The organism is Agromyces cerinus subsp. cerinus, from assembly GCF_900142065.1.
In the GTDB taxonomy this organism is placed as follows: Bacteria; Actinomycetota; Actinomycetes; order Actinomycetales; family Microbacteriaceae; genus Agromyces; species Agromyces cerinus.
The window spans coordinates 59,752-85,541 of record NZ_FSRJ01000003.1; the positions used below are offsets into that span (position 1 = coordinate 59,752).

The 25,790-nt window shown below is 69.0% G+C and carries 24 protein-coding genes; 4 read left to right on the plus strand and 20 right to left on the minus strand.

Annotated elements, in window-relative coordinates:
- Positions 1-17: 17 nt before the first annotated feature.
- The 4 genes from BUR99_RS10720 to BUR99_RS10735 form a co-directional block, all read right to left on the minus strand.
- Positions 18-1,640, minus strand: a complete 1,623-nt coding sequence (locus tag BUR99_RS10720) for an MFS transporter (protein WP_074260397.1) — start codon at positions 1,638-1,640, stop codon at positions 18-20.
- Positions 1,641-1,799: 159 nt separating this feature from the next.
- Positions 1,800-2,600: a class II glutamine amidotransferase gene (locus BUR99_RS10725; RefSeq protein ID WP_394327836.1), complete on the minus strand. Its 801-nt coding sequence runs from the start codon at positions 2,598-2,600 to the stop codon at positions 1,800-1,802.
- Positions 2,601-2,768: 168 nt separating this feature from the next.
- Positions 2,769-4,076 carry a serine hydrolase domain-containing protein gene (locus BUR99_RS10730; protein WP_074260399.1) on the minus strand — a complete coding sequence of 436 codons (1,308 nt, stop codon included), beginning with the start codon at positions 4,074-4,076 and terminating at the stop codon, positions 2,769-2,771.
- Between the two features lie 119 nt (positions 4,077-4,195).
- Positions 4,196-5,503: an ATP-dependent DNA helicase gene (locus tag BUR99_RS10735; RefSeq protein WP_074260400.1), complete on the minus strand. Its 1,308-nt coding sequence runs from the start codon at positions 5,501-5,503 to the stop codon at positions 4,196-4,198.
- 155 nt (positions 5,504-5,658) lie between these two features.
- Here BUR99_RS10735 and BUR99_RS10740 point away from each other — a divergent pair, with 155 nt between their 5' ends.
- Positions 5,659-6,705 carry a hypothetical protein gene (locus tag BUR99_RS10740; RefSeq protein ID WP_143231597.1) on the plus strand — a complete coding sequence of 349 codons (1,047 nt, stop codon included), beginning with the start codon at positions 5,659-5,661 and terminating at the stop codon, positions 6,703-6,705.
- A gap of 6 nt (positions 6,706-6,711) precedes the next feature.
- On the opposite strand, the gene BUR99_RS10745 is transcribed toward BUR99_RS10740, so the two are convergent.
- The 7 genes from BUR99_RS10745 to BUR99_RS10775 all read right to left on the minus strand — a co-directional run bounded on the left by BUR99_RS10745 (position 6,712) and on the right by BUR99_RS10775 (position 11,935).
- Complete coding sequence (locus BUR99_RS10745; RefSeq protein WP_200802716.1) at positions 6,712-8,685, minus strand: bifunctional copper resistance protein CopD/cytochrome c oxidase assembly protein; 1,974 nt, start codon at positions 8,683-8,685, stop codon at positions 6,712-6,714.
- Positions 8,686-8,789: 104 nt separating this feature from the next.
- Positions 8,790-9,077, minus strand: a complete 288-nt coding sequence (locus BUR99_RS10750) for an HU family DNA-binding protein (protein ID WP_056007305.1) — start codon at positions 9,075-9,077, stop codon at positions 8,790-8,792.
- Between the two features lie 270 nt (positions 9,078-9,347).
- Entirely contained in the window at positions 9,348-9,653 is a 306-nt protein-coding gene (gene rpsN, locus BUR99_RS10755; protein ID WP_056007299.1) for a 30S ribosomal protein S14, read from the minus strand.
- 3 nt (positions 9,654-9,656) lie between these two features.
- Positions 9,657-9,824, minus strand: a complete 168-nt coding sequence (gene rpmG, locus BUR99_RS10760) for a 50S ribosomal protein L33 (protein ID WP_022892462.1) — start codon at positions 9,822-9,824, stop codon at positions 9,657-9,659.
- Positions 9,824-10,060 carry a 50S ribosomal protein L28 gene (rpmB, locus tag BUR99_RS10765; RefSeq protein WP_056654700.1) on the minus strand — a complete coding sequence of 79 codons (237 nt, stop codon included), beginning with the start codon at positions 10,058-10,060 and terminating at the stop codon, positions 9,824-9,826. Before rpmB ends, rpmG begins: the two co-directional genes overlap by 1 nt.
- A gap of 234 nt (positions 10,061-10,294) precedes the next feature.
- A complete protein-coding gene (locus BUR99_RS10770) occupies positions 10,295-11,002 on the minus strand; it encodes a YrhK family protein (protein ID WP_074260403.1) in 708 nt (235 codons plus the stop codon).
- 657 nt (positions 11,003-11,659) lie between these two features.
- Complete coding sequence (locus tag BUR99_RS10775) at positions 11,660-11,935, minus strand: hypothetical protein (RefSeq protein ID WP_143231598.1); 276 nt, start codon at positions 11,933-11,935, stop codon at positions 11,660-11,662.
- Positions 11,936-12,333: 398 nt separating this feature from the next.
- On the opposite strand from BUR99_RS10775, the gene BUR99_RS10780 reads away from it, so the two are divergent.
- Together BUR99_RS10780 and BUR99_RS10785 are read left to right on the plus strand one after the other, a co-directional pair.
- Positions 12,334-13,794 carry a glutamate decarboxylase gene (locus tag BUR99_RS10780; RefSeq protein ID WP_394327841.1) on the plus strand — a complete coding sequence of 487 codons (1,461 nt, stop codon included), beginning with the start codon at positions 12,334-12,336 and terminating at the stop codon, positions 13,792-13,794.
- Positions 13,795-13,803: 9 nt separating this feature from the next.
- The gene (locus BUR99_RS10785) at positions 13,804-15,444 is read left to right on the plus strand and encodes a glutamate/gamma-aminobutyrate antiporter GadC (protein WP_074260405.1); all 1,641 of its coding nucleotides are present in this window, start codon (positions 13,804-13,806) and stop codon (positions 15,442-15,444) included.
- Positions 15,445-15,494: 50 nt separating this feature from the next.
- Here the strand turns inward: BUR99_RS10785 and BUR99_RS10790 are convergent, their stop codons facing one another.
- The 9 genes from BUR99_RS10790 to BUR99_RS10830 all read right to left on the minus strand — a co-directional run bounded on the left by BUR99_RS10790 (position 15,495) and on the right by BUR99_RS10830 (position 25,116).
- Positions 15,495-17,090, minus strand: coding sequence for an ammonium transporter (locus BUR99_RS10790; RefSeq protein WP_084183925.1), 1,596 nt, complete (start codon positions 17,088-17,090; stop codon positions 15,495-15,497).
- Positions 17,091-17,309: 219 nt separating this feature from the next.
- Complete coding sequence (locus tag BUR99_RS10795; RefSeq protein ID WP_074260406.1) at positions 17,310-18,203, minus strand: glycine betaine ABC transporter substrate-binding protein; 894 nt, start codon at positions 18,201-18,203, stop codon at positions 17,310-17,312.
- An 80-nt stretch (positions 18,204-18,283) separates the two neighbouring features.
- Positions 18,284-19,207 carry an ABC transporter permease gene (locus tag BUR99_RS10800; protein WP_074260407.1) on the minus strand — a complete coding sequence of 308 codons (924 nt, stop codon included), beginning with the start codon at positions 19,205-19,207 and terminating at the stop codon, positions 18,284-18,286.
- On the minus strand, positions 19,204-20,616 hold the full coding sequence (locus BUR99_RS10805) for a quaternary amine ABC transporter ATP-binding protein (protein ID WP_074260408.1): 1,413 nt from the start codon (positions 20,614-20,616) through the stop codon (positions 19,204-19,206). The genes BUR99_RS10800 and BUR99_RS10805 overlap by 4 nt, the downstream gene beginning before the upstream one ends.
- Before the next feature lie 358 nt (positions 20,617-20,974).
- Positions 20,975-21,376, minus strand: coding sequence for a Fur family transcriptional regulator (locus tag BUR99_RS10810; protein ID WP_074260409.1), 402 nt, complete (start codon positions 21,374-21,376; stop codon positions 20,975-20,977).
- Positions 21,373-22,215, minus strand: a complete 843-nt coding sequence (locus BUR99_RS10815) for a metal ABC transporter permease (RefSeq protein WP_074260410.1) — start codon at positions 22,213-22,215, stop codon at positions 21,373-21,375. Before BUR99_RS10815 ends, BUR99_RS10810 begins: the two co-directional genes overlap by 4 nt.
- On the minus strand, positions 22,215-23,171 hold the full coding sequence (locus BUR99_RS10820) for a metal ABC transporter permease (protein WP_074260411.1): 957 nt from the start codon (positions 23,169-23,171) through the stop codon (positions 22,215-22,217). The genes BUR99_RS10815 and BUR99_RS10820 overlap by 1 nt, the downstream gene beginning before the upstream one ends.
- 47 nt (positions 23,172-23,218) lie before the next feature.
- Positions 23,219-24,007, minus strand: coding sequence for a metal ABC transporter ATP-binding protein (locus BUR99_RS10825; protein ID WP_143231599.1), 789 nt, complete (start codon positions 24,005-24,007; stop codon positions 23,219-23,221).
- Positions 24,008-24,012: 5 nt separating this feature from the next.
- Positions 24,013-25,116 carry a metal ABC transporter substrate-binding protein gene (locus tag BUR99_RS10830; RefSeq protein WP_074260413.1) on the minus strand — a complete coding sequence of 368 codons (1,104 nt, stop codon included), beginning with the start codon at positions 25,114-25,116 and terminating at the stop codon, positions 24,013-24,015.
- Positions 25,117-25,270: 154 nt separating this feature from the next.
- On the opposite strand from BUR99_RS10830, the gene BUR99_RS10835 reads away from it, so the two are divergent.
- A complete protein-coding gene (locus BUR99_RS10835; RefSeq protein ID WP_159440985.1) occupies positions 25,271-25,756 on the plus strand; it encodes a GNAT family N-acetyltransferase in 486 nt (161 codons plus the stop codon).
- Positions 25,757-25,790 lie beyond the last annotated feature (34 nt).

Consider the following 25,790-nt stretch of genomic DNA (forward strand, 5'->3'; position numbering starts at 1 on the left):
TCGTCGTGCCCCTCGGTTCACGTCGCCGGCGGGGCATCCGCTTTCTCGGACTTCCGACCCATGACCTCGGTGGGGATGCCCCGCGAGAAGAAGAGTGCGAAGAACGCGATCACGATGAGCGCGAAGAACGCGGTGTGCAGCGAGGAGATCTGCGAGTCGGTGTAGATGCGGGTCAGCTCGGCACTCTCGGTCTCGTCGAGGCCGGCCTCCTTCGCGATGTCGGCGACATCGGCAGCCGGGAGGATCGCCACACCGGATTCGGTCTGCTCGCTGACGAGCGCCTTCGTCTCGGCCGAGAGCTCGCTCGACGAGACGCCGAGGGCGAAGGTCGAGGCGAGCGCCCCGATCAGCACCGAGCCGATGAGCGCGGTGCCGAGCGAGGAGCCGAGGTTCTGGAAGACGCCCTGCAGGCCGCCGACCTCGCTGGTCTGCGACTCGGAGACGCTCGACATGTTGACGTTGCCGAGCTGCGAGGCGAGGAGGCCGAGCGCCGCGCCCGCGACGAACATGCCGAAGCCGAACGCGAAGTTCTGCAGCTCGAGGTCGACCGAGGCGAGCAGCAGGATCGAGCTCAGCACGAGCGCGATCTGGCCGATGCGCACGATGCGCCGTGGCGACCAGAGTCGCGACAGGCGCGTGCCGACGATCGAGAAGAGGATGAGCGAGATCGAGAGCGGGAAGATCTTCAGGCCCGTCTCGAGCGCGTCGAGGCCGAGCGTCATCTGCAGGTAGACCGGCACCATGAAGAAGAGGCCGGCCGTGATCGCGTACTGCGCTCCGAGCACTGCGAGGCCACTGCGGAGCCGCGCGATCCGGAACAGCTCGACGTCGACGAGCGGCTGCCGCCCGGCGGCGGAGAGGTGGCGTTGGCGGCGCACGAAGAGCGCCAGGAGTCCCGCGCCCGCCACGATCAGCCACGCGCAGAGCGAGATGCCGAGCGGCGCGATCTCGACGCCGCCGATCTCGGGCGAGTGCAGCGGCGTGATCCAGCCCCACGTCTTGCTCTGCAGCATGCCGAGCACCACGAAGACGAGGCCGACCGCCGAGAGCAGCACGCTCCAGACGTCGATGTGCGCGACCTGGCGCGCGGTGCGGTCGTGGATGACCCGCGTGAACAGCACGACGAAGAACATGATGACGACCTCGCCCACGAACACGTAGCGCCAGCTCGCGTAGGTCGTCAGAAAGCCGCCGATCAGCGGGCCGGCGGCGACCGCGGCGCCCGACACCGCGCCGATGACCGCGAACGCGGTGATGCGGTCGGTGCCCTCGTAGTTGTCGGCGATGAGCGCGGCGACCGCGGGGATCACGAGCACCGCGCCGACGCCCTCGATGATCGACCAGCCGAGGAAGAGCACCTGCACGTTCGGGCTGAGCGCGGTCATGAGCGAGCCGAGCGCGTAGATGCACGAGCCGATGACGAACGCCCGGCGTCGCCCCCACACGTCGCCGAGCTTCGCGCCGAGCAGCATGAGCGCCGCCATCGTGAGCGTGTAGAACGTGATCGCCGCCTGCATGGCGGTGACCGTGGTGTCGAGGTCGACGACCACGGTCGAGATCGACACGTTCATGACGGTGCCGTCGAGCACCATCACGAACTGCGCGGCCCCGAGGATCGCGACCACCGACCATTTCTTCATCTGACCCCCGCCTTCCGATGACGCGGCGTGGAACGTGCGGTCGGTCGGGCCTTTCGACTCCGACGGCTTCGGCACGGTGCAGCCGAGGTCAGTATGCCACCGGATGCCCCGGCGCGGGCGTGTTTGCGCCGGTACGAGACGGTGCGTCGTGGTCGGCCGTCAGGCCGGCACGGAGCTCGCCATGAACGGCTCGTAGTGGTACCCCTCGGTACCGAGGATCGCGACCGTCGACTCGGGCACCTCGAGGAAGGCGCCGGGCAGGTCGTTGAGCGGCTCGGAGACCACGACGCGCGCCCGCTGGCCGAAGAGCTTCAGGCGCGGGACATCCGGGTACATCTCCTGCAGCGTCGGGATGTCGACGGAGTGGAAGAGCGTGCGCGACCGACCTTCGGAGGAGTACCGGAATGCCCAGATCGTCGCACCGTCGGCGAGCGCGATCGTCCCCTGCATCGGGTAGTCGATGCCGTGCTTACGACCGGTCTCCTCGACGAACTGCACGGCCTTCGTCATGCCCGCGACGGGATCTTCCTGCAGGCCGAAGGTGAGGGCGAGGTGGAACAGCACCTCGGAGTCCGTCGTGCCCAGGATGTGCGGATAGAGGGCGGGGTCGACCGCGAAGGTGAGGTCGCGCTTCATCTCGTGGAAGCCGTGGATCACGCCGTTGTGCATGAACAGCCAGTTCAGGTACCGGTACGGATGGCAGTTGGTGCGCTGGATCGGCGGCCCGGCCGCCGCCCGCACGTGGCTGAAGAACAGCGGGCTCTCGACCGCATCCGTGATCTCGCGCAGGTTCTCGTCGTTCCACGCCGGTTCGACGCTGTGGAACATCGACGGCAGGCTGCCCACGGTGGAGTCGGCGGGATACCAGCCGAAGCCGAATCCGTCGCCGTTGACCGTCTCGGCGCCGAGCGGCGAATCGAGCGACTGCGCGACGAGCGAGTGCTGCGCGTCGAGAATCACAAGTGATGCCTGGAGCGGTTCTCCTGCGTAAGCGAGCCAACGACACATGGGACTCAACCCCCTCGTCCGGCATCTGAGTCCGGACGCCGCCAGCCTAGTGCCGCCCCGACGATTCCTCACCTGCTGCGTGCGAGTTGCCCTCCCCGAGGGCGGAGGCCGTCGCCGCGCTCAGCCCTCGGGCGCCGGTTCGGCCGCGGGATCCGGTGTGGGACACGTGGCCAGTTCCGTCATCTTGGTCGTCGCCTGCTCGAGCGACCACGGCAGCTCCACGAGCGGCTGCTCGTGCTCCGAAGCCGCCGGCGCCTTGGACGCGAGGGATGCGAGTGCGAAGGCCGCCTCCCGGACGAAGGCGCCACCGGAGGTCGAGTTGTTCAGTGCGATGACGACGGTGAGCCCGGTCTCGGGATCGGTGAACGCGGCCGTCAGCGCGCCGGGTGACTCGCCGGCGAGACCGCGCATCGGACCGTACTCCGCACCACCGAGCCCCCAGCTCTGCCACGCGGGAGTCTCGCCGCCCAATGGAATGGGGGTCCACTGCTTGCGGGCCGTGGCCTCGTCCAGCAGCGCACCGGTCGCGAATGCGGCGCTGATGCGACGTGCGTCGTCGAGACTCGACACCGCACCCGCCGCGGCGCCGCCCATCGAGCTCGACTGATCGGTGTCGTCGCGGATGACCGCGCAGTCGGCCGTGCCGTTCGGGGCGAATGCGGCGGAGTAGGCGCCGAGGGCGCCGTCGAGCTCGGTGTCGCTCGGCGCCGGCAGCGACGTGTCCTCGAGCCCGAGCGGATCGAGGACGTACTGCTCGGCGAGCTCGTTCCACGTGCGGCCCGTGCTGCGCTCGAGCGCCATCGACAGCAGGAGCACCCCGGTGCGCGACTCCGCCCACTGCTCGCCCGGAGGGCCGACGCGCGGCAGCGCGAGCCCGCTCGAGAGCAGCTCGTTGGCCGGCCAGATGCGCTCGGGATTCGTCACGAAGTGGCTCTTCAGCCCCGGGTAGTAGTCGGCGACGCCCGAGGTGTGGGCGCAGAGCTGACCGAGCGTGATGCCGTCGAGACCGGGCACCCAGTCGACGTAGGTCGAGACCTTGTCGTCGAGGGCCACCTTGCCGTCTTCGACGAGGCGCAGCAGCACCGTGCAGGTGACCTCGCTCGTGAGCGGCCCGAGGTGGAACTCGGTGTCGGTGCTGACCGGTTCGGACTTCTCGCCGAAGTCGACCGTGCCCGAGGCACCCGTCCACTCGCCCGACCACGGAGACCATGCACCGGCCACGCCGCCGCTCGAACCGCTGAGCCTCACGGCTTCGTCGAGCACGGCCTGCAGTTGGTCGGAGAGGTCGTTGCCGAACTCGGCGTCGACGGGTTGGAGCGCCGCCAACGGGTCGACGGTGCCGCCGGTGCATCCGGACAATCCGAGTACTCCGACGAGCAGTACGGCGAGCAATCCCCGCCTGCGTGCGACCTTGGTCTGGCCAGCCACCTAGCTCCCCTCAGCCGTGTGTCCGGTGAAATTGTAACCCGGCCAGGGGGCGATACCCGGACGGGGCGTGCCGCGACCCTGAAGCCGGAGGTGTTCCGCGGTGGCCGGCGCGCAGCAGATCAGCGCTGCGGCGCGGTGATCTCGCGGTCGGCCCCCGACATGAATCGCTCGACGTTGCGGTCGACGATGATGTCGCTCGGCCGGAGCGGGCGCTCGAGGTAGAGCCCCTCGAGCGAGGTGAGCCGGCTCAGCGCGACATACGTCTGCCCGGGGCTGAAGACGCGCTGGCCGAGGTCGACGATCGCCGTGTCGTAGCTCGCGCCCTGCGACTTGTGGATGGTCACCGCCCAGGCCAGTTTCAACGGGAACTGCGTGAACTCGGCGACGATCTGCTTCTCGAGCTTCTTGCGGATCGGGTCCCACGTGTACTTGTACTTCTCCCACGTGACCTGCTCGACCTCGTGCTCCTCGCCGCCGACGTCGACGCGCACGGCCCGCTTGAGCGAGGTGACCGTGCCGATCGTGCCGTTCACCCAGCGCTGGCCCTCCGGGCCGATCGCGGTGTCGTTGCGGAGGAACATCACCTGCGCGCCGAGCTTCAGCTCGAGGTTCTCGTCGGCGGGGAACGCCCGACCGCCGAAGTCGCCGTTCACCTCGGCCTCGTTGCCCTGCGACTGCCCCGGCAACCGGTGCAGCTGCGTGCGATTGATGCGGTTGACGGTGTCGTTGCGGGTCGCGAGCGTGATCGCACCCTGCTCGGGCAGTGGCCGCCGCGCGCCGACGCTGTTCAGCACGCCCGCGATCTCGGCCGTCACCATGCCGTGCCGCACCGCGTTCAGCATGTGCTTGAACTCGTCGTCGTGCTGGCGGTGGATCTCGCCGAGCTCGAAGATGCGCAGGTCGGTCTCGCGCCACACCTTCGCGTCGAAGAACCACATCGAGTCGTAGGTGTCGGCGAAGTAGGCGCGCTCGTCGGCGTCGCCCGGCACGGGTGCGAGCTGGTACGGGTCGCCGAAGAGCACGACCTGCGCTCCCCCGAACGGCTCGAGCGGGCGCTGCCTGGCCTGGCGGAGCGACCGGTCCATCGCGTCGAGCAGGTCGGCGTTGACCATCGAGACCTCGTCGATCACGAGCGTGTCCATGGCGTTCAGGATCTTGCGCACCGTGTCGTTCTGCTCGATGTCGTGGTCGGCGATGACCCCGATCGGCAGCCGGAAGAGCGAATGGATCGTCTGCCCGCCCACGTTCAGCGCGGCCACGCCCGTCGGGGCGCAGATCACGATCTGCTTCTGCGTGTTCCAGTTCAAGTGGTTCAGCAGGGTCGACTTGCCGGTGCCGGCGCGACCGGTGACGAAGACGTGCTCGCGCGTGCCCTCGATGGCCTGGAACACCGCGGCCTGTTCTCGGCTGAGGGTGACGTTCTGCACTGGGGGCGCTTTCGATTCGGCGAGCGGATGCCACGGAAGACGACGCGTGGCGATCCCACTGTAACCGGCCGATGCGGGCGCCGAGCAGCGCTGGGGCCCTGCCGCTCAGAGCTCGGCCTCAGTTCCCGCAGTCGACGCCCCGTACACTTGTGCGGGTGGGGAGCTCCGGGGTGCGCGGCAGTCGAGTCTCGCCGTTGTCCGTCGCCGGGTGGGTCGGGCTCGCGGTGCTCCTCGTCGGCGCCTTCATCGCCGCCCTCGGCGCCCTGAATCAGACCGTGTACGGCTCCTCGAGCTTCATCGAGCGCTACCTCTCGGCCATTGCGAACGACGACATCGCCGAGGCGGCCACGACCCCGGGCGTCGCCCTCGACGATGCCGAGCTCGCGGCGCTCGGCCTGCCCGCGAACGTCTCGACGGCGATGCTGCGCACCGGGGTCATCGAGTCGGGCCCCGAAGACGTGACGATCATGAGCGACGTCGCCCGGGCCGACGGCACGCACACCGTGACCGCGAGCTACCGTCTCGCCGACGCGATCGTGCAGTCCTCGTTCGACGTGCGCCCGATCGAGCCGCTCTACGGCGTGCTGAACCGCTGGGAGTTCGCGGTCAGCCCGCTCGCCGTGATCGACGTCACCGCCGCGCACAACCCGACGTTCACGGTCGGCTCACTCACCCTCGACGCCCGTGCCCTGAAGTCGGGCGACGAACTCGCCGCCTTCACCCAGGTGACTCCCTACATCGCGATCGCACCGGCCGTCTACGAGTTCTCGTACAGCTCGGAGCTGCTCGAGGCCGTGCCCGTCACCCTGCAGGCCGACGCCTCGACGCGCACGGCGGTGACCGTCGACGCCCAGCCGACCCCCGCGTTCGTCGAGCGCGTGCAGTTCAAGGTCGACGACTTCCTCTCCAAGTGCGCCGCGCAACCCGTGCTGCAGCCGGCGGAGTGCCCGTTCGGCATCGAGATCGACGACCGGGTCACCGGTGAACCGGAGTGGAGCATCATCAGCTCGCCGCAGGTCACCCTGACGCCCGGCGAATCGTCGTTCGACATGCCGCCGACCGAGGGCGTCGCCCACATCACGGTCGAGGTGCAGTCCCTCTTCGACGGTCACTACTACACGCTCGACGAGGATCGTCCGTTCACGCTCGCCCTGTCGGCGACGATCACGCCCGACGACACCATCGACATCCAGCTGAAGTAGCGCTCGCTACTGCGGGCGGTCGTGCTCGGCGATCGCCGCGAGCTGTGCGTTGTACGCCTCGAGTTCGGCGTCGCCGGTACGGTCGGCGTGACGGTCGCGGCGCTTCGACTCCTTCTCGTCGCTGCGCGCCCACTGCACGGCGACGGTGATCGCGAGCGCCACGGTCGGGATCTCGCCGATCGACCATGCGATGCCGCCGCCGAGCACCTGGTCCTCCAGCGCGAGGGTGCCCCAGCCCATCGCTCCGTACCAGTCGGCGAGCAGGAGCCCGGTGCTCGACATGATCGTGAGTCCGAAGAACGCGTGGAACGCCATGGTGCCGAGCAGGAGCAGCAGACGGAACGGGTACGGCAGCCGATACGGCACCGGGTCGATGCCGATGAGCGACTGCACGAACAGGTAGCCCGTGATGAGGAAGTGCACGATCATCCACTCGTGTCCGATGTGGTCGAGCATCGTCCAGCGGAAGAGCGGCGAGTAGTAGAAGACCCAGAGCGAGCCGACGAAGAGCAGCGCGGCCACGATCGGGTTCGCGATGAAGCCGGCGAACCTCGAGTGCACGCCGATCAGGATCCACTCGCGGCCGCCGCGGCTGCCGTCCTTCCGGGCACGGATGGCGCGGGCCGCGAGCGTCACCGGCGCACCGGGCACGAGCAGCACCGGCACGGCCATCGTGAGCACCATGTGGGCGAGCATGTGGGCCGAGAAGAGGTACTGCTCGTAGACGTTCACGCCGCCGTTGGTGATGTAGACGAGCAGCAGCAGGCCCGAGACCCAGAGCACCGTGCGGTAGATCGGCCAGCGGTCTCCGCGCTTGCGCAGGCGCCGCACACCGGCGATGTAGAAGAAGATGCCGAAGCCGCACACCAGCAGCCAGATGAGGTCGGGGTTCCACTCGGTGAAGTAGCGGGTCCACTCGGGCCACGGCGGCAGGGGCTCCCCCGTGAGGATCTCGGCGGGTGTGCGGGCGAGCGAGCCCGCCTGCTCCTCGGAGACCGGCGTGGCCGTGCGGGCCAGGGCCGCGGCAGCGCCCGACGCGAGCCCCATGAACGCCAGTTCGGCGACGACCAACCACCAGAACGAGCCGGCGCGCGAACCGTCGCCCCGCGACATCCGCCCGATCAGGAACCGGCGCTGCGCGGCGCCGAAGAGCCCGAGCGCGATGAGGGCGACCACCTTGACGACGACGAGCATGCCGTAGGGCGTGAACAGCTGGTCCCAGTCGCCGATGCGGAGCGCAGCGCTCGCATACCCCGAGAGCGCGACGACGATGAAGCTGATGAGCGCGACGGTCGAGTACCGCGCGAGCACGACGGGCAGTCGCTTCGCCCCGAGCTCGCCCTTCAGCAGCACGATCGTGACGAGGCCGCCGAGCCACACCGAGGCGAAGACGAGGTGCAGGCCGAGTCCGGTGACGGCGGCGGCGTGGCCGGCGGCACCCGCCGCATGGCCCTGCTGGGCGAGCGGCACGAGCGAGGCGACCGCGAGCACGGTCACGAACACGAGCGCGGTGTGGTTGCGCACGGCGAAGCACAGCACGGTGACGGCGGCCGCGACGAGCGTCGTGGTGAGCCAGGCCTGCCCGAGCTCGATGGTCGTGACGAACTGGCCGAGCTTCTGCCCGAACGCATCGCTCAGGTCGAACGGCACGCCCGTGACGAGCAGGAAGGTGAAGAGGCCGGTCGCCGCGCTCGCGACCGTCATGACGGCAGCGGATGCCGCGGCGACGTCGAGCGCCAGGTCGAACTCGCGTCGCTTCGGGCTGAGTGCCCAGACCGCGAGCACGAGGGCGCCGATCATGCCGGCCGCACCGAGGTTCACGAAGAGCTTCGCGATCGGCACGCCGTAGCGGGCGATGGGACCGGGGTCCTGGATCAGCTGTTCTGCCGCTCCTCCGCCGTAGGCGAGGCCGGCGAATGTCGCGGCGAGGGCGACGGCGATGAGCGCGGCGGGGCCGAGCACTCGAACGGAGCGAGGCACCGAACCAGCCTAGACGGCGCTACCCGTGCTTCCGCCCAGAGCGGGCGCCGGGAACGACGAAGGGGCGCACGGCTCACGCCGTACGCCCCTTCGGGAAGTCGCAGTTACTTCGCAGCAGCCTTGAGCTTCGAGCCGGCCGAGACCTTGACCGAGTAGCCGGCCGGGATCTGGATCTCGGCGCCGGTCTGCGGGTTGCGGCCGGTGCGCGCAGCGCGGTGCGTGCGCTCGACTGCGAGCCAGCCCGGGATGGAGACCTTGGTGCCCGAGCCCACGGACTCGGCGAGCGCCTCGAAGAGGCCGCCGAGAACGGCGTCGACGGTGGCCTGGCTCTGTCCGGTCGACGCAGCGACCTTCGCGACGAGCTCGGTCTTGTTGAGCGACTTGTCAGCCATTGAATGTCCTCCTCGGACGTTCGCTGTTCGGTACAGCATGTGTGAGTTCCCGGGAACGATCGTTCAACCGCCCCCGTGGCCGTTCAGGCCGCCTCGAATGTAACAGAGTTCCGCGGAATCCCGCGGATTTCCGGCACTTTCCGGCACCTTCGCTCCGGCGTGTCGCGTCCGCTGGGAGCGAATTCGCGTCGCACCGCTCGGTGCGGATGACGAAAGGGGCGCCCCGGGAAACCCGGGACGCCCCTTTCGGTGAAGCGTGAAGCTACGTGCTTACCAGCTCGACTTGGTGATGCCGGGCAGCTCGCCACGGTGCGCCATGTCGCGGAAGCGGACACGCGAGACACCGAACTTGGTGAGCACACCACGGGGGCGGCCGTCGATGGCGTCGCGCGAGCGCAGGCGAACCGGCGACGCGTTGCGGGGAAGCTTCTGCAGGCCCTTGCGAGCGGCCTCACGGCTCTCGTCGGTGCCGTTCGGGTCGACGAGCGCCTTCTTCAGCTCGAGGCGCTTCGCGGCGTACCGCTCGACGATGACCTTGCGCTGGTCGTTGCGTGCGATCTTGCTCTTCTTCGCCATGTCTTAGCGCTCCTCTCGGAAGTCGACGTGCTTGCGCACTACAGGGTCGTACTTCTTGAGCACGAGGCGGTCGGGGTTGTTGCGGCGGTTCTTGCGGGTCACGTAGGTGTACCCGGTGCCGGCGGTCGACCGAAGCTTGATGATCGGCCGGATGTCCTGTGCCTTCGCCATTAGAGCTTCACCCCACGTGCCTGCATGTCCTTGACCACTGCTTCAATGCCACGAGCGTCGATCACCTTGATGCCCTTGGCGGACACGTTGATGGTGATGCTGCGACGCAGCGACGGCACGAAATAGGTCTTCTTCTGCACGTTCGGGTCGAAGCGGCGCTTCGTCCGGCGGTGCGAGTGCGAGATGTTGTGCCCGAAGCCGGGAACGGCTCCAGTCACCTGGCACACTGCTGCCATTGGTTTCCTCCAATACCGAGGGGCGGATGCCCCTCCCAAGGTCTCTTGTCTGCTGACCTTCCCCATGCGGAAGACCCGCGATCTCTCGCGTGAATTCAAGGGGATTGTCGCGGCATGGGCAGTGGAAGTGCCCAGCCAACGAGCCAGCTTACCAGACTGCGCCCGGGCGACCGAACCGAGCGGATGCCGCGCTGCGCGTCTCCCTCCGGCAGCGACGAGCGGACGACCCGCGCGTCAGCGATCCCAGACCGGCCCCACGACGCCTTCCCGACGCGTGAGCGGTCGGCGCGACAGCACGGCGGCGGTGAAGAAGCAGATCGCGCCGAGCAGGGTGCCGAGGTTCGCCCAGAACTGGCTCACGAAGTCCCCGGTGACCGGCGACACGTAGGCGCCCACGGCCGACACGGCGAAGGCCACCGAGCCGATCATGTTCAACCAGGTGCCGTGCCAGGTGCGGGCATGCGTGTCCCAGAGCGCGAGACGGTGCCGGGTCGCCACGACCGCCAGCACACTCGACACGAGGAAGGCGATGGACCCGAACGCGTCGGGCCGCCACCCCGCACCGAGCTTCTCAGGCGCGGCGATCGCGGCGGCGAGGGCGACGCCGGTGCTCACGTTGAAGCAGAGGGTTCCCGCGAACTGCACGGCGGCCGACCACCAGTCGGCGCGATCGGCGAGGTTCGTGTGGCTCCGGGGCGGTCGGCGGCCGCTGAGGCTCAGCTGGACGAATCCGGCACCGGTGAAGAACAACGAGCCGACGAAGAACGTGACGCCGACCAGCACGGCGCCGACCCAGTCGGCGTACGCGGGGAACGCGCCCGCCATGAAGCAGAGCGAACCGATGCCGAAGCCCCAGGCCTCGCGCCGCAGCCGAAGCGGCCTCCGATCGACGGCCGCAGCTGGATCCTGCGCACCGTGGTCGTTCACGCTGCCGTGGTCCATGCCGTCGCCCTCTCGCCGTGTGCGAAGCCCGCCCGTCAACCGTAGCCAGCGGGGCGCGGCGCTGGAAGGCGCGCCGCGCCGCACGATGGGGGCGCTGGTTGCGCTCGCCTTCGGTTGCTCTTCGCGAAAGACCACTGGCCGTAAACGACGGCGGTCTCAACGGGTCAGTGCATCACCCTGGGCCGTTTCTGACCTCCGAAGCGGCGAACTGGGATTGTTCCCACCATCCCGATGGCACGCCGGTCCCTGATGTAGCGTGTGCCCAACCGATGGGGAGGATCACAATGGAGTGGGTCGTTGTTGCGGTGGTTGTCGTCGTCGTGCTCGCAGCCGTTGCCACGGCGCTCCTCATCGTTCGCGAGCGCCGGAATCGTTCACTTGACGAGCATCACTCCCGGGCTCACGGTGATGCGTCGCACGCAGAAGCGATGGGGCGCGCATATGCGGCGGATGCTGGGCGCGGCACAGGGATCGGGGGCGGGGGCGGGAGTTTCTGACTCCTCAGCGGCCTTCGGAAACACAACGCCGCTCACGGTGTACACATGTGCGCCATCCTGCGCGGTCTGAACAGTGAAGAGCTCTGACGTCGAGCCAGCTGACTCAACGCAGGAGAGCTCGGCCGTATCCCCCGCCCATTACCTGACGTTCACCAGAGGCTCAGGTGTGCCCGCCGCAAGGACTTTCCGCGAAGGGCTGCCCGTTGATTACGCCCCAACAGACCTCGAAGCCGTCGATCTCGTCGAGTTCCATCCAGTCGCCGGCGCCAGCGTTGGCATTCTTCTTGAGGCCGGCGTCGCGCGTTACGTGCTTCACCACGCGGCCTTTGGGCGGCTCAACGCCTGCCACCCGAGCGGTGATCATCGCGATCTCAGCGAGGCGCCCTCGAATTTCCTCCGAAAGACGAGCCAGCCGCAATGCATCTTCCTCGTTCATACGTACCCCCTCAGAACACAAACGAGCATTGCTCAGCTTTCTCCCAGTAGATCGCGTTGTCAACAGGGGCGATGCTGAGCGGCGACGTTCCTCGCGGCCGCGAAAAGTGCCGTCACCGTGGGCCGCGCACGGCTCGGCGACGCCGTCTCTCGGAGCGAGCGCACGATGACCCGGTTCTGGCGTGCAGCGAACGCGCTCTGGTTCAGCCGAGCGCGCGCCGGGGGCCACTACCTCACGACTGCACGACGCAGGGGGCGAGTTCACGCGATCTGGGCTATTGACCATGCGGCGGCATCGGGCCACACTCGGGGTTTGGGCCGTCTATTTGGGGGGCGACGCCCTGCGCCGCCGTCTCCGACGCGCCCATGTTCATGCACGACGAAGCAGAACACGGGGGAATCACCATGACCGACACCAAGCCACGATCCCATTCGGGCAGCGGCAGCACCGCGCCGATCACGCCCGATCACTCGCGCCACGCCTTCGCCGGCATCAGTGACAGCAACCAGTTGAATCCGATCTTCGCGCGAGCCGGCGAGGCCACCGACTTCCCGCTGGACCAACTGCCCGACGGCGAATCGCTGCCGGAGACCGCGTACCAGATCGTGCACGACGAGGCCATGCTCGACGGGAACGCCCGCCTCAACCTGGCGACGTTCGTCGGCACGTGGATGGATCCGTTCGCCTCCAAGCTGTACGCGGAGTCGGCGGACAAGAACATGATCGACAAGGACGAGTACCCGCAGACGGCCGCGATCGAGACCCGATGCTGGAAGATGATCGCGAGCCTCTGGAACGCCCCGAGCGCCGAGGGGGCCATCGGCACCTCCACCATCGGCTCGTCCGAGGCGTGCATGCTCGGCGGCCTCGCGTTGAAGCGGCGCTGGCAGGTCGCGCGTCGCGCCGCGGGCAAGTCGACCGAGAAGCCGAACCTCATCCTCTCGAGCGCGGTGCAGGTGTGCTGGGAGAAGTTCTGCAACTACTGGGACGTCGAGGCTCGGTACGTGCCGATCAGCGACGAGCACAAGGTGCTCGACGGCCACGACCTCGACAAGTACGTCGACGAGAACACGATCGGGGTCGTCGCGATCATGGGCGTGACCTACACCGGCATGTACGAGCCGGTGAAGGAGATCGCGGCAGCTCTCGACAAGATCCAGGCCGAGACCGGGCTCGACGTGAAGATCCACGTCGACGGGGCATCCGGCGGCATGATCGCACCCTTCCTCCAGCCCGACCTCGAGTGGGACTTCCGGGTCGACCGGGTCGTCTCGATCAGCACGTCCGCCCACAAGTACGGGCTCGTGTACCCGGGACTCGGCTGGGTGGTCTGGCGCACCGTCGACGACCTGCCGAAGGACCTCGTCTTCGACGTCACGTACCTCGGTGGGCACATGCCGACGTTCGCGCTGAACTTCTCCCGGCCCGGCGCCCAGGTGCTGCTGCAGTACTACCTGTTCCTCCGACTCGGATGGGACGGCTACCGGAAGGTCCAGCAGGCGTCGCAGGATGTCGCGGTGTACCTCTCGAGCGAGATCGGGAAGATGGACGCCTTCGAGCTCTGGAACGACGGCACCGACATCCCGGTCTTCGCGTGGCAGCTGAAGAAGGGACACACCGACAAGTGGAACCTGTACCACCTGTCGGAGCGCCTGCGCCTGAAGGGCTGGCTCATCCCCGCGTATCCGATGCCCGATGACATCTCCGACCTCGTCGTGCAGCGCATCGTCGTGCGCAATGGTCTGAGCCGCAACCTCGCGGAGTCACTGCTCCTCGACATCCAGGAGGCCACCGAGTTCCTCGATGCCCTCGAGTCGCCCATGCCGATCGAGGGCCAAGTGTCCTCCTTCACGCACTAGGAGGCGACCATGACGAACACCAAGGACTCGGCGCAGACGACGCCGGGATCGGCGCCGAAACGCGCCGACGGCACCGTCGCACCGTCGCCCGAGCATGTGAAGGCGCATCCGTTCGACAAGGTCCCGCACAAGCCGGCGATCGGCGCACCGGGCGTGACCTCGCAGAAGTTCATGTCGCTCATGCAGCTGGCGATCCTGACGGTCGTCGCGGTCGCCTCGCTCCGGAGCCTGCCTGCCATGGCCGGCTACGGACTCGGGGCGATCACGCTGTTCATCATCCCGGCGATCTTCTTCCTCGTGCCGACCGCGCTCGTCGCGGCGGAACTCGCGACCGGTTGGAAGGGCGGCGTCTTCACGTGGGTACGTGAAGCATTCGGCGGCAAGTGGGGATTCCAGGCGATCTGGCTGCAGTGGGTGCAGAACGTCGTCTGGTATCCCACCCAGATCGCGTTCATCGCGGCCTCGCTCGCGTTCGTGTTCCTCGATCCGAACCTCGCGAACTCCGGTCTTTACACCGCGATCGTCATCCTGGTGCTGTACTGGTTCAGCACCTTCATCACGCTGAAGGGCGGCAACCTCTTCGCCAAGGTCGGCTCCTGGAGCGGACTCGCCGGAACGATCTTCCCGGGCCTGCTGCTGATCATCTTCGGCATCTTCTGGGTGTCGACAGGGCAGACCAGCCAGATCCCGCTGACGGCGGCATCGGTCATCCCGCCCTTCACGGGGCTCGCCTCGATCGTGCTCATCGTGTCGAACGTGCTCGCGTACGCCGGCATGGAGGTCAACGCGGTGCACGCGAACGACCTGAAGAACCCGGGCAAGCAGTACCCGAAGACGGTGCTCATCGCGTCCATCCTGATCCTCGGCATCTTCATCGTGCCGACGATCGCGATCGGACTCGTGGTGCCGTCCGACAAGCTCGGGCTCACGACGGGAATCAACCTGGCGTTCCAGGCCTACTTCGAGGCCTTCGGCGTGCCGTGGCTCACGCCGGTGCTGTCGCTGCTCATCGCACTCGGCGCGTTCGCCTCGGTGGTCACGTGGATCGCCGGTCCTTCGCGAGGTCTGCTCGCGGCCGCACGCAGCGGATACCTTCCCGTGTTCCTCCAGAAACGCAACAAGGCGGGCGTGCAGGTCGGCATCCTCACCGTGCAGGGCATCGTGGTGACGCTGCTCGCATCGCTGTTCCTCTTCGTGCCCAACATCAACACCGCGTTCATCCTGCTCGTCGACATGGCGGCGGCGCTCTACCTCATCATGTACATGATGATGTTCGCCGCGGCGATGCGGCTGCGGTCGAAGCAGCCGCACGTCGAGCGCAGCTACCGGGTGCCGGCGATGTACGTGGTCGCGACCATCGGGTTCCTCGCGTGCCTGGCTGCGTTCTGTCTCGGCTTCGTTCCGCCCGAGGGCTTCGGCGGTGGCGCTCCCGGTTGGACCTATCCCGTGCTCGTCGGGGTGGTCGTCCTCGCGCTGGGCGTGCCCCCGCTCATCTTCTATGCGGCGCGGAAACCCTCATGGGACCAGCGCACCGATGAGGAGAAGTCGACGTTCGACGACGTGCTCGTGAATCCGCCGGCCGCCGCGAACCCGGCTGATGCCCCGGCGACACCGGGGGCCGCGACCGGTGGGGCGCCGCCGGCGGGCTAGCTCCACGGTCCTCGAACGAAGCGGGCGGGTGACGGATGCCGCGGCATCCGTCACCCGTCTGTTCGTGTCGTCGGTCCCGACAGCGCACCGCGACTCAACACCGCCTGCACCGCCACCACCGCTGAAGCCGGCACCTGGACCTCCACCCGGGATGCACGTACGAAACCGACATCCGCCGACTGCTCGCGCACCGAGACGCGCCGCCCGTTGCCGGCCGCGACGGTGACCTCGTCGAGCACGATCGACTGCGCCCCCGCTGCGAAGAGCTCGGCGCGCAGCGCCTCGGCGTCGAGCACCTCGATGACGGCCGTGATCGTCTGCCCGTCGGCGCCGATGGGCGGCCCGGCGTGCCGGCCGCTCGACTCGCCGCCCTGGCGATCACGCGTGAGCACGGCAGCGAGGTGGTAGGCGTCGCTGCCCTGCTCCTCCTGGTCGGCGTCGCGTGCGGGATCGGAGGAGGCGCGGAGCCCCACGGTGACCTGCGTCAGCATGGCGATGATCCAGGTGACGACGAAGGCGTACGCGATGACGACGACGAGGGCCAGCGCCTGGTCGCCGAGCAGTCCCCAGCCACCTCCCGAGAACAGTCCGTCGCGGCCCGCGGAGTTGATCGCCGCGGAGCCGAAGAGGCCGAGCAGCAGCGACCCGAGGATGCCGCCGACGAAGTGCACGGCGATCACGTCGAGCGCGTCGTCGAACCTGAAGAAGGTCTTGAGTTTCAGCGCGAGCGTGCAGACGATGCCGGCGATGATGCCGATCGCGAGTGCGGCGAGGGTGTTCACGTACCCGGCCGCCGGCGTGATGGTCGCGAGTCCGGCGACCGCGCCGGTGATGCCGCCGATCACCGTGGCCCGCTTCGTGCGGATGACCTCGCAGACGAGCCAGGCGGCCATGCCGCCGGCCGCGGCGACCTGGGTGTTCAGCAGCGCCTGCGCCGCCACCTCGTTCGCCTGGAGCGCCCCGCCGGCGTTGAAGCCGAACCACCCGAACCAGAGGATGCCGCCGCCGACGACCGCGAGGGGGATGGAATGCGGGATCGACCGGGTCGTCGGCCAGCCCGACCTGCGCCCCACCACCGCGAGCACCGCGAGTGCGGCAGCCCCTGCCGCGGCGTGCACGACGATGCCGCCCGCCCAGTCCTGAGCGCCGAGCTGCGCGAGCCAGCCATCGGGATCGAAGAGCCAGTGCGCGATGACCGGGTAGACGAGGATCGACCAGAAGACCAGCACGACGACCCATCCGAGCGGGCGCAGCCTGCCCACGGTCGCGCCGGTGAGCAGCGCGGGCGTGATGATCGCGAACATCATCTGGAACACGACGAACGCGAGCGTCGGGATCGCGACGTCGGGGTCGACGACGTGCAGCGCCGGTGCCGGCGCGCCCTCCACCCCGTTGAGTCCGAAGAGGCTCAGGTCGCCGACGAGGCCGGACCAGGTGTCCGGGCCGAACGCGAGGCTGAATCCCACCAGCACCCACGTGATCGAGACGACCGCGAGCGGCACGATGTTCTGCTGCATGATGACGAGCACGTTGCTGCGGCGCACGAGACCCGCGTAGAAGAACGCCAGCCCTGGCACCATGAACAGCACCATTGCAGCGCACACGAGGACCCAGGCGGTGTCGCCGCTGTCGATCGCTTCGGACATGGTCGAACCTCCTCGGGGTGGAACCCCTGGTTCCGGAAGGAGATCGGATCGGATTTCCGGGCCCCCCGGACCGGATCACACCATCTGATCGCCGACCATACGCCGCCGCGGCTCACCGCGGTACCCCGGAGATGCGATCAGGCGGGTGAAGAACGAGGGGGCGGATGCCGCAGCATCCGCCCCCTCGTCTCCCCCGCCTGTTCGCGTGGCGCGGTCGAGCTACTTCGTGAGCGTGTCGACGTAGTCGCGGTTGTCGGCGATCCACTGCTCGACGATCGGCGCGTAGTCGTCGGAGCCGTCGGCGTTGAACATCGCGTTCTCGAGCGAGAAGAGCAGCTCGGAGTCCATCTCGAAGTCCTTCAGCCAGCCGGCGAGGGTCGGGTGGGTCTCCGCGAAGCTCTTGCCGCCGAAGGAGTGGATGCCCTCGGCCTCGCCGAGCGCGCCCTCGGGATCTTCGAGGTCCTTCAGGGGGAAGGCGTCGTACGCCCAGTGCGGGCGCCAGAGCGTGACGGCGACGTTCTCGCCGGCCTCGGTCGCGGCGGTCAGCTCGGCGAGCATCGCCGGCGTCGAGCTCGTCAGGTAGTCCATCTTCTCGAGGCCGTAGGTCGGGATGACCTCGTCGGTCGTGACCCGGTTCAGGCCCGAGCCGGGCTCGATGCCGACGAGTCGGTTGTCGAACAGCTCCGCGTTCGCGGCGAGGTCGGCGAGCGAGTCGACCGGGGCGTCCTCGTTCACGGCGATCGTGAGCTTGGCGTCCTCGTTCCAGGCGCCGAGGTCGACGAGGTCGTCGCCGTACTGCTCGATGTAGTCGGCGTGCGTGATCGGCAGCCACGTGTCGAGGGTCACGTCGTAGTCGTCGGTCGTGAGGCCGGAGTAGACCGGCGCGGGGTCGGCGTACTCAAGCGTGACGTCGTAGCCCTGCTCGGTGAGCACGGCCTTCCAGAGCTCGCTCGCGGCGATGCCCTCGTCCCAGCCGTTGAACACGGCGATCGTGACGGACTTCTCATCGCCGTTGTCGAGGGTCTCGGCCTCCGCGCCGGCGGCGCAGCCGCTGAGGGCCAGGGCGGAGACCGCCCCGAGTGCGAGTGCTCCGGTGAGCATGCGCTTCTTCATGTGTTCCTTTCCTCCCGTGTGCTGTGTCACGGGTGTTGGGGAGCGCCGCGCGAGTCCGCGCGACGAACGTTCGCGGCGGGTCAGGCGGTGGCGGATGCCGCGGGCAGGCGTTCCGCCTCGGGGCCGAGCGGCTCCGCGGCATCCGTCGCCGGTGCCTGCTTGCGCGGTGCGCCGGGCTTGCGCGGGGTGCCGAGCGCGCCGGTGACCCGGTCGAGGATGATCGCGAGGATCACGACGGAGAGCCCGGCCTCGAAGCCGAGGCCCACGTCGATGCGGGTGAGCGACTGCACGACCTCGCCGCCGAGCCCGCCGGCGCCGACCATGCCGGCGATGACGACCATCGAGAGCGAGAGCATGATGACCTGGTTGACGCCGGCCATGATGCTCGGCATCGCGAGCGGCAGCTGGATCTGGCGGAGGATGCGCCACGGCGATGCGCCGAAGGCCTGGCCGGCCTCGACGACCTCCTTGTCGACGCCGCGGATGCCGAGCTCGGTGAGCCTGACACCGGGGGCCATCGCGAAGATGATCGTCGCCACGATGCCCGGTACGACGCCCACCCGGAAGAGGATGAGCGCGGGGATCAGGTAGACCATCGCCGGCATCGTCTGCATGAAGTCGAGGATCGGGCGGATGACCTTCGACGCCACGTCGGAGCGGGCGGCGAGCACGCCGAGCGGCACCGAGATCACGACGGCGATCAGGGAGGCGACGAGCACGAGGGCGAGCGTCGACATGGCGTTGTCCCACTGGTCGACGCCGACGATCACGAGGAGGCCGACGGCGGTGCCGACGGCGAGCTTCCAGCCCTTCGCGAGCCAGGCGACGGCCGCGAGCGCGAGGACGACGATCCAGAACGGCGGCGTCTGCAGCGCGAAGTCGACGAGGTCGTAGAAGCCGGCGAAGATGTTGCGCACGACGGTGAAGAACCCGCCGAACACGTCGGTGATGAAGTGGATGAATGCATCGGCCCAATCGCCGAGCGGGAGACGGAAGTCGTTCATGCCGGGCTCCTCTCCCCCGCGGCATCCGCTCGCGTGGCTTCGGCGCGGATGTCAGCGGCTTCCGCCGCCGCTGCCGCCACGGCGTTGGCGTCGGCCGCGTCGGCGATCGCCGTGTCCGGTCGGGCCGTGCGGTGCAGCGTCGCGGTGATCACGTCGACCGGGATCGTCGCGGGCGTCTCGATGACGGCGTGCTCGCCGGTGTTCGACGACACGTTGCCGAGCGCGGCGAGCAGCGTGACGCGCGGCACGGCGCCGAGCAGGCGACCCTGCTCGTCGACGACGGCGAGCGGGAGCTGACTCTCGACCGCGCTCTCGAAGAGCTCGGAGAGGTGCTCGTCGGCGCTGACGACGGGGTGGTCGTCGCTGATCGCGGGCTCGAGGGATCGCTCTCCGCGTTGCACGAGGCGGAGCACGTCGCGGTCGTGCACGACGCCGAGCAGCCGACGGCCGCTGCCGACCACGAAGACCATCGAGGTCTGCAGGTCGCGCATCGCGCGGAGCGCCGCACGCGGTCCGGCCGAGGCGGTGACGACGGCGCGGGGCGCCTCCATCACGTTTCCGGCGGTCAGCACGCGCGAACGGTCGACGTCCTGCACGAACTGGGCGACGTAGTCGTCGGCGGGGTCGGTGAGGATCTCCTCCGCGGTGCCGAGCTGCACGATGCGGCCGTCGCGCATGACCGCGATGCGGTCGCCGAGGAACATCGCCTCGTTGAGGTCGTGGGTGATGAAGACGATCGTCTTGCCCAGCTCCTGCTGCAGTTCGACGAGCTGCTCCTGCATCTCCTTGCGGATCAGCGGATCGAGCGCCGAGAACGCCTCGTCCATGAGCAGGATGTCGGTGTTCGACGCGAGCGCCCTGGCGAGGCCGACGCGCTGCTGCATGCCGCCCGAGAGCTCCGAGGGCATCTTGTCGCCCCAGCCGCCGAGGCCGACGCGCTCGAGGATGTGCTCGGCGCGCTCCCGCCGCTCGGCGGTGGGTACTCCCTGGATCTCGAGCCCGTAGCCCGCGTTCTCGAGCACGCTGCGGTGCGGGAGCAGCGCGAAGTGCTGGAAGACCATGGAGACGTGGCGACGACGCACCTCGCGGAGGCGCTTCGGCGACATGCCCGTGATGGTCTCCCCCATCACCGTGACGGTGCCGTCGGTCGGCTCGAGCAGGCCGTTCAGGGTGCGGATGAGCGTCGACTTGCCGGAGCCCGACAGCCCCATGACGACGAAGATCTCGCCGCGTCGCACGTCGAAGTCGGCGTCGATCACCGCGGCGGTGCCGAGCGGCGCGAGTTCGGCGCGACCGGCGCCGGCGCGGAGCCGATCGAGCGCCTCCTTGGGCTTCCGCCCGAAGAACTTGGTGAGGCGACGGACCGAGAGCGCCGGTGTTCCGGCCTCGGGTACGGGTGTTTCGGACATGGACTGGCTCCCGGAGCGCACGCCGAACGCCGCGCACGTCGAACGTGCGCGGTCGCGAATCGGGCAGGGCTGACTCGTGGGTCACGGCCGGGTTGACGGCGATTCGGATGCCTCGGCTCAAGCCCCGGTCTGGTGCGACCTCGGGCGAAACACGACTTCCGCGCATCCGGCCATCGGGGCCGGATGCCACGCCGCCGAACCATACGCTTCTGCATGCCGTTTTCGGAATGCAGAACCGCGGACTGGGCGATTCGGTCTTGCAGGACCGTGTCCACCGTATCGAGGTGGTCGTGACAAACCCAAATCGAGCCGCGCGTATTCCCTGCTGATCAGGGATTTTCATTCCCCGACTTCGGGACTACTCCCCCGCGGCCTGCAGCTTCGTGCAGTTGGCGCAGAGTCCGAAGACGTCGACGACATGCGCCGCACCGGTGAATCCGTGCTCGGCTGCGACCGTCTTCGCCCACGCCTCGACCTCGTCGGCGGCGATCTCGACCGTCAGCCCGCAGTTGCGGCAGATGAGGTGATGGTGATGCCCGGTCGTGCTGCACGCGCGATAGAGCGCTTCGCCGTCGGGCGACTGCAGCGAATCGGCCTCGCCGCTCGAGGCGAGATCGCCGAGCGCGCGGTAGACGGTCGCGAGTCCGATCGGGGAACCGCTCGAATGCAGGGTCGAATGCAGCGCCTGCGCGCTGATGAACCCCTCGGTGCCGTCGAGTGCTTCGCGAACGGCCTCTCGCTGCCAGGTGTTGCGCTTCATGCGATCCGTGCGTCCTCCGCGGTCTCCACCGGTATGGAGACTCGGTTCAACGGTAGCGCGCGAAGCTTGGAGATCCCCAGTGCGAGCAGGAAGAAGGCGGTGGCGGCGAGGGCGATCGCGGGGCCGGCCGCGATCTCGAACATCCGCGACGAGATGACGCCCAGCACGCCCGCCGCCGCGCCGATCACCGGGGCCGCGAACAACAGGCCCCGGAAGGATCGGACCATGAGCCGTGCGGCCGCGGCGGGTGCGGCGATGAGGGCGATCGCGAGGATCGCGCCGACCGCCGGCAGCGAGCTGACGACCGAGGCCGCCGTGAGGCCGAGCACGAGCAGCTCGATCGGCCATTCGCGGTATCCGGCAGCGCGGAAGCCGTGGGGGTCGAAGGTCGAGAATGCGATCTCCTTGCCGAACAGCGAGATGCAGACGACCGCGACGATGCCGACACATGCCGCGAGCAGAATGTCGCCGTCGCTCACCGTGAGGATCGACCCCATGAGCAGCGATTCGGCTCGAACGGGCAGCCCGGGGATCAGCGCCTGGAGCAGCGCACCGGCGGCGAACCCTCCCGTCAACACGATGCCGGCTGCCACCTGTGCCCCTTGCCGGCGAACGCGGGCGATGCCCGCCATGACCGCCACGAGCACGACGGATGCCACGGCCGCACCGGCCGGCACGCTCACGCCGAGGGCGGCCGCCGCCACGGCGCCGGGGTAGGTGCCGTGCGTCAGTGCCTGGGCGAAGAAGGTGCGACGCCGCACGACGACGAGGCTGCCGACCAGTCCGGCGCCGGCACCGATGATGATCGCGGCGATGAGCGCGCGTTCGAAGTACCCCATCAGCGCCCCTCCCCCGCTGCTCGAGTCGCCGCCGCGGCTTCTGCCGCCGGTCGCGGAGCGGCCGACGAAGGAGCTCGCGTCTCGAGACCCGGCCCACGTGTCCCCCGGCGGCTCCGACCGAAAGCGGTGCTCACCAGCAGCACGAGGGCGTAGCCGAGCACGAAGACCGCGACGACCGTGCTGCCGGCGGGCACGTCGACGCCGGCGCCGACCGAGATCGCGAACCCGAGGGCCAGGCCGAGCCATGCGGCGACGGCGGCGAAGACCGCCGCGGCGGGGAAGAGCCACCACAGGCGCGCGGTGGTCAGGCGCGCGACCGCACCGGGGACGATGAGCAGCGCGAGCACGAGCAGCGTTCCGATCGTGCTCGCCGCCGCCACCACGACCAGCGCGATCGCCGAGTTGAGCACGAGGTCGAGCACGAGCGCCGAGTCCCCGGCGGCGCGGCTGCCCTTCGCATCGAAGGCACGGTACAACTGCTGCTTGAGGGTGACCAGCACCATGACGAGCGCGATCAGGCTCACCGCGACGAGTGGCAGCACCTCGTCGGGCGGGATCGTCAGCACCCGGCCGAAGAGCAGGGCCTCGAGCTCGCCCGCGTAGTCGTCGCTGCGGGAGACGACGATGACACCGACGCTGAACGTCGCCGTCAGCACGATCGCGATCGCCGCGTCGGAGGTGATCCCGGCGCGGTCGAGCCAGGTCAGGGCGAGCGCGCCGGCGAGGGCGGCGATCGCCGCACCGGGCAGCAGGCCGGCACTCCCGCCGATGGCGAGGCCGATGGCCAGCCCCGGGAAGACCGCGTGGGTGAGCCCGTCGCTGATGAACTCGAGCCCCCTGAGGTTCACGAGCACGCCGACGAACCCGGCGACGACCGCAAGCACGAGCATCACGAGCAGGGCTCGCCCCATGAACGGGATGGCGAAGGCGCCGAAGAGCGCGTCGGTCAGCGACATCCGTCACCGCCCGACCGGATTGCACCGATATATGTCGCAGTCGGCATTCAGTGGCCCTCGTGCCCGGGCACCACGAGGGTGTGCTCGTCGATCTCGACTTCGACTCCCTCGAAGCACTCCTGCACGTTGCCGAGCGTGAGCACTGCTTCGACCGGTCCGCTCGCGAGCTGCGTGCGATTGACGAGCACCACCGAATCGCAGACCCGCCGAGCGAGATCGAGGTCGTGCGTCGAGACCAGCACGGCGACGCCGCGGGACTTGAGGGTGCGGAGCGTCTCGACGAGCGCATCGCGATTGGGCTGGTCGAGGCCGTTGAACGGCTCGTCGAGCAGCAGCAGCCTGGGATCGGAGGCCAGCGCTCGGGCGAGGAGACCGCGCTGCCGCTGGCCGCCCGACAGCTCGCCGAACGGCCGCTTCGCGAGCTCGGCGAGGCCGACGGTCTCGAGCGCGGTGCGCACGGCGGCACGGTCGGCGCGACCGGGCCAGCGGAGGAGCCCGAGGCCGCGGTAGCGGCCCTGCATGACGACCTGCTCGACGCTGATCGGGAAGTCGGGGTCGAGGTCGGCGGATTGCGGGAGGAATCCGACCATGCCGTTCGCGGCATGCTCCGCCCCCGCACCGCCGACGGGCGTACGGGCGCCGAACTCGATCGTGCCGGCCGTGCGCGGCACGAGACCGAGCACGCCCTTCAGCAGGGTCGACTTGCCCGCGCCGTTCGGCCCGATGAGCGCGACGGCCTCGCCCGGCGCGATGTCGAGCTCGAGACCGCTGACGCCCGTGCCACCGGGGTGGGTGAACGCGGCGCCGCGGAGGCGCAGCACGGGGGAGTCGTTCATGGCAGTCATCCTTGCAGTGCCGCGGGCAGGGCGGTAGGCGCGACGCCCCACGATTCGAGGATGAGCCGAGCGTTGTGCAGCTGGCTGCCGAGGTACGTGGCGCCGTCGCTGCCCTCGACGCCGAGCGAGTCGCCGTAGAGGGCGTCGGGGCCGGAGTAGACGGTGACACCGGCCTCGGCCGCGATAGTCTCCGCGGCCTTCGGCGAGATGGACGCCTCTGAGAACACGGCCGTCGCGCCGGTCGCACGGATGCGGTCGACGAGCGCATCGATCTCGGCGGCGCTCGGCTCGGCATTGTCGTCGAAGCTCGGGATGACGCTGCCGACGAAGGTGACGTCGTACGCGTCGATGAAGTAGGTGAACGCGTCGTGGTTCGTCACGAGCAGCCGCTGGGCGGCCGGCACGGTCTCGACGTTCTCGGTGATCCATTCGTCGAGCGAATCGAGCTTCGCAAGGTAGTCGGTCTCGTTCTGCGCGATCACGGCGGCATCGGCACCCGGCACCTCGGCGAGGCCGTCGGCGATGTTCTCCACCATCTGCTCGGCGAGCTCGGGGTCGGTCCAGATGTGGGGGTTGCCCGCGCCGTGGTCGTGTTCGGCGTCGTCGTGTTCGGCATGGTCGTCGTCTGCGGCATCCGACGCCTCGGACTCGTCGTGGGCTTCGGCCTCGTCGTGGGCATCCGCCTCGTCGTGGGCGTCCGCCTCGTGCTCGTCGGTGCCGTGGAGCTCGATGCCGGTGCTCGCGTCGATCAGCACGCCGTCGAAGCCGGAGGCCTGCACTGCGTCGTCGAGCCAGCTCTCGAGCCCGCCGCCGTTGACGACGAGCGCGTCGGCCTGCGCGAGCGCGAGCAACTGCGCGGCGGAGGGGTCGAAGCTGTGGGCGCTCTGGCCGGGGGAGAGGAGCTGGGTGACCGCGGCGCTGTCGCCGACGAGTTCGCGCGTGAAGTCGCCGACCTGGGTCGTCGTCGCGACGATCTCGGGTCCGCCGCCTGCAGCACCGGATGCCGCGGGCGCCGTGCACCCCGCCAGCGCCAGTGCCGACACGGCCAACACCGTCCCGCCGGCGAGGGCCGCGGGCAGTCGACGGGAGGCACTGGTTCGCGTGGTCATGAGTCCACCGTACGTCTTATTGATAATGATTGTCAAAACCATGAAGCGACCGATTCGGACACAATGAATGAACATCGGCGGGCGATCCCCGCATTCCCGCGAATCCTGTGCACAGCTCTGGCGAGTGTCGCACCGACGTGGGAGAGTGAAGCACGTGGATACGACGACAGCTCCTCTCACGTTGCATCCGTTCACCGTCGCCGATGCCGAGCGCGTGCTCTCGGGCGAGGTGGACCCCCACGACGGATGGGAAGGCGCCTACGCCTTCACCGACGAGCCCGAGCTGCTCGCCGAGTACCTCCGCACGGTGCAGCAGAACGGCGATCCGACGCCCTTCGGCCCCTACCTCGTTCGTCGAGGCGAAGACGGCCCGGCCATCGGGGGAGTGAACCTGTTCGGTCCGCCCGGCGACGACGGGGCCGTCGAGTTCGCATTCGGGCTCGTGCCCGCGGTGCGCGGCCAGGGCCTCTCGATCCACACCGTCGCGGCCGTCGTCGAGCTCGCCCGCAGCGCCGGCGTCGTCATCCTCCGCGCCGAGGCCGAAGTGCCGAACCTGCCCGCACGGCGCGCTCTCGAGGGCGCCGGATTCGCGCAGTCGTCGCGCACCTCAGAGGCGATCATCTACGAGCTGCACCTGTAACCGGCCTGGCTGGTTACCGAAGTTCGACCTGAAG

Coding starts and splice junctions, on each gene's coding strand:
- BUR99_RS10720 (WP_074260397.1), bottom strand. CDS start 1,640: ATGAAGAAATGGTCGGTGGTCGCGATCCTCGGGGCCGCGCAGTTCGTG.
- BUR99_RS10750 (WP_056007305.1), bottom strand. CDS start 9,077: ATGGCTGACAAGTCGCTCAACAAGACCGAGCTCGTCGCGAAGGTCGCT.
- rpsN (WP_056007299.1), bottom strand. CDS start 9,653: ATGGCGAAGAAGAGCAAGATCGCACGCAACGACCAGCGCAAGGTCATC.
- rpmG (WP_022892462.1), bottom strand. CDS start 9,824: ATGGCGAAGGCACAGGACATCCGGCCGATCATCAAGCTTCGGTCGACC.
- rpmB (WP_056654700.1), bottom strand. CDS start 10,060: ATGGCAGCAGTGTGCCAGGTGACTGGAGCCGTTCCCGGCTTCGGGCAC.
- BUR99_RS10770 (WP_074260403.1), bottom strand. CDS start 11,002: ATGGACCACGGCAGCGTGAACGACCACGGTGCGCAGGATCCAGCTGCG.
- BUR99_RS10775 (WP_143231598.1), bottom strand. CDS start 11,935: ATGAACGAGGAAGATGCATTGCGGCTGGCTCGTCTTTCGGAGGAAATT.
- BUR99_RS10785 (WP_074260405.1), top strand. CDS start 13,804: ATGACGAACACCAAGGACTCGGCGCAGACGACGCCGGGATCGGCGCCG.
- BUR99_RS10790 (WP_084183925.1), bottom strand. CDS start 17,090: ATGTCCGAAGCGATCGACAGCGGCGACACCGCCTGGGTCCTCGTGTGC.
- BUR99_RS10795 (WP_074260406.1), bottom strand. CDS start 18,203: ATGAAGAAGCGCATGCTCACCGGAGCACTCGCACTCGGGGCGGTCTCC.
- BUR99_RS10800 (WP_074260407.1), bottom strand. CDS start 19,207: ATGAACGACTTCCGTCTCCCGCTCGGCGATTGGGCCGATGCATTCATC.
- BUR99_RS10805 (WP_074260408.1), bottom strand. CDS start 20,616: ATGTCCGAAACACCCGTACCCGAGGCCGGAACACCGGCGCTCTCGGTC.
- BUR99_RS10810 (WP_074260409.1), bottom strand. CDS start 21,376: ATGAAGCGCAACACCTGGCAGCGAGAGGCCGTTCGCGAAGCACTCGAC.
- BUR99_RS10815 (WP_074260410.1), bottom strand. CDS start 22,215: ATGGGGTACTTCGAACGCGCGCTCATCGCCGCGATCATCATCGGTGCC.
- BUR99_RS10820 (WP_074260411.1), bottom strand. CDS start 23,171: ATGTCGCTGACCGACGCGCTCTTCGGCGCCTTCGCCATCCCGTTCATG.
- BUR99_RS10825 (WP_143231599.1), bottom strand. CDS start 24,007: ATGAACGACTCCCCCGTGCTGCGCCTCCGCGGCGCCGCGTTCACCCAC.
- BUR99_RS10830 (WP_074260413.1), bottom strand. CDS start 25,116: ATGACCACGCGAACCAGTGCCTCCCGTCGACTGCCCGCGGCCCTCGCC.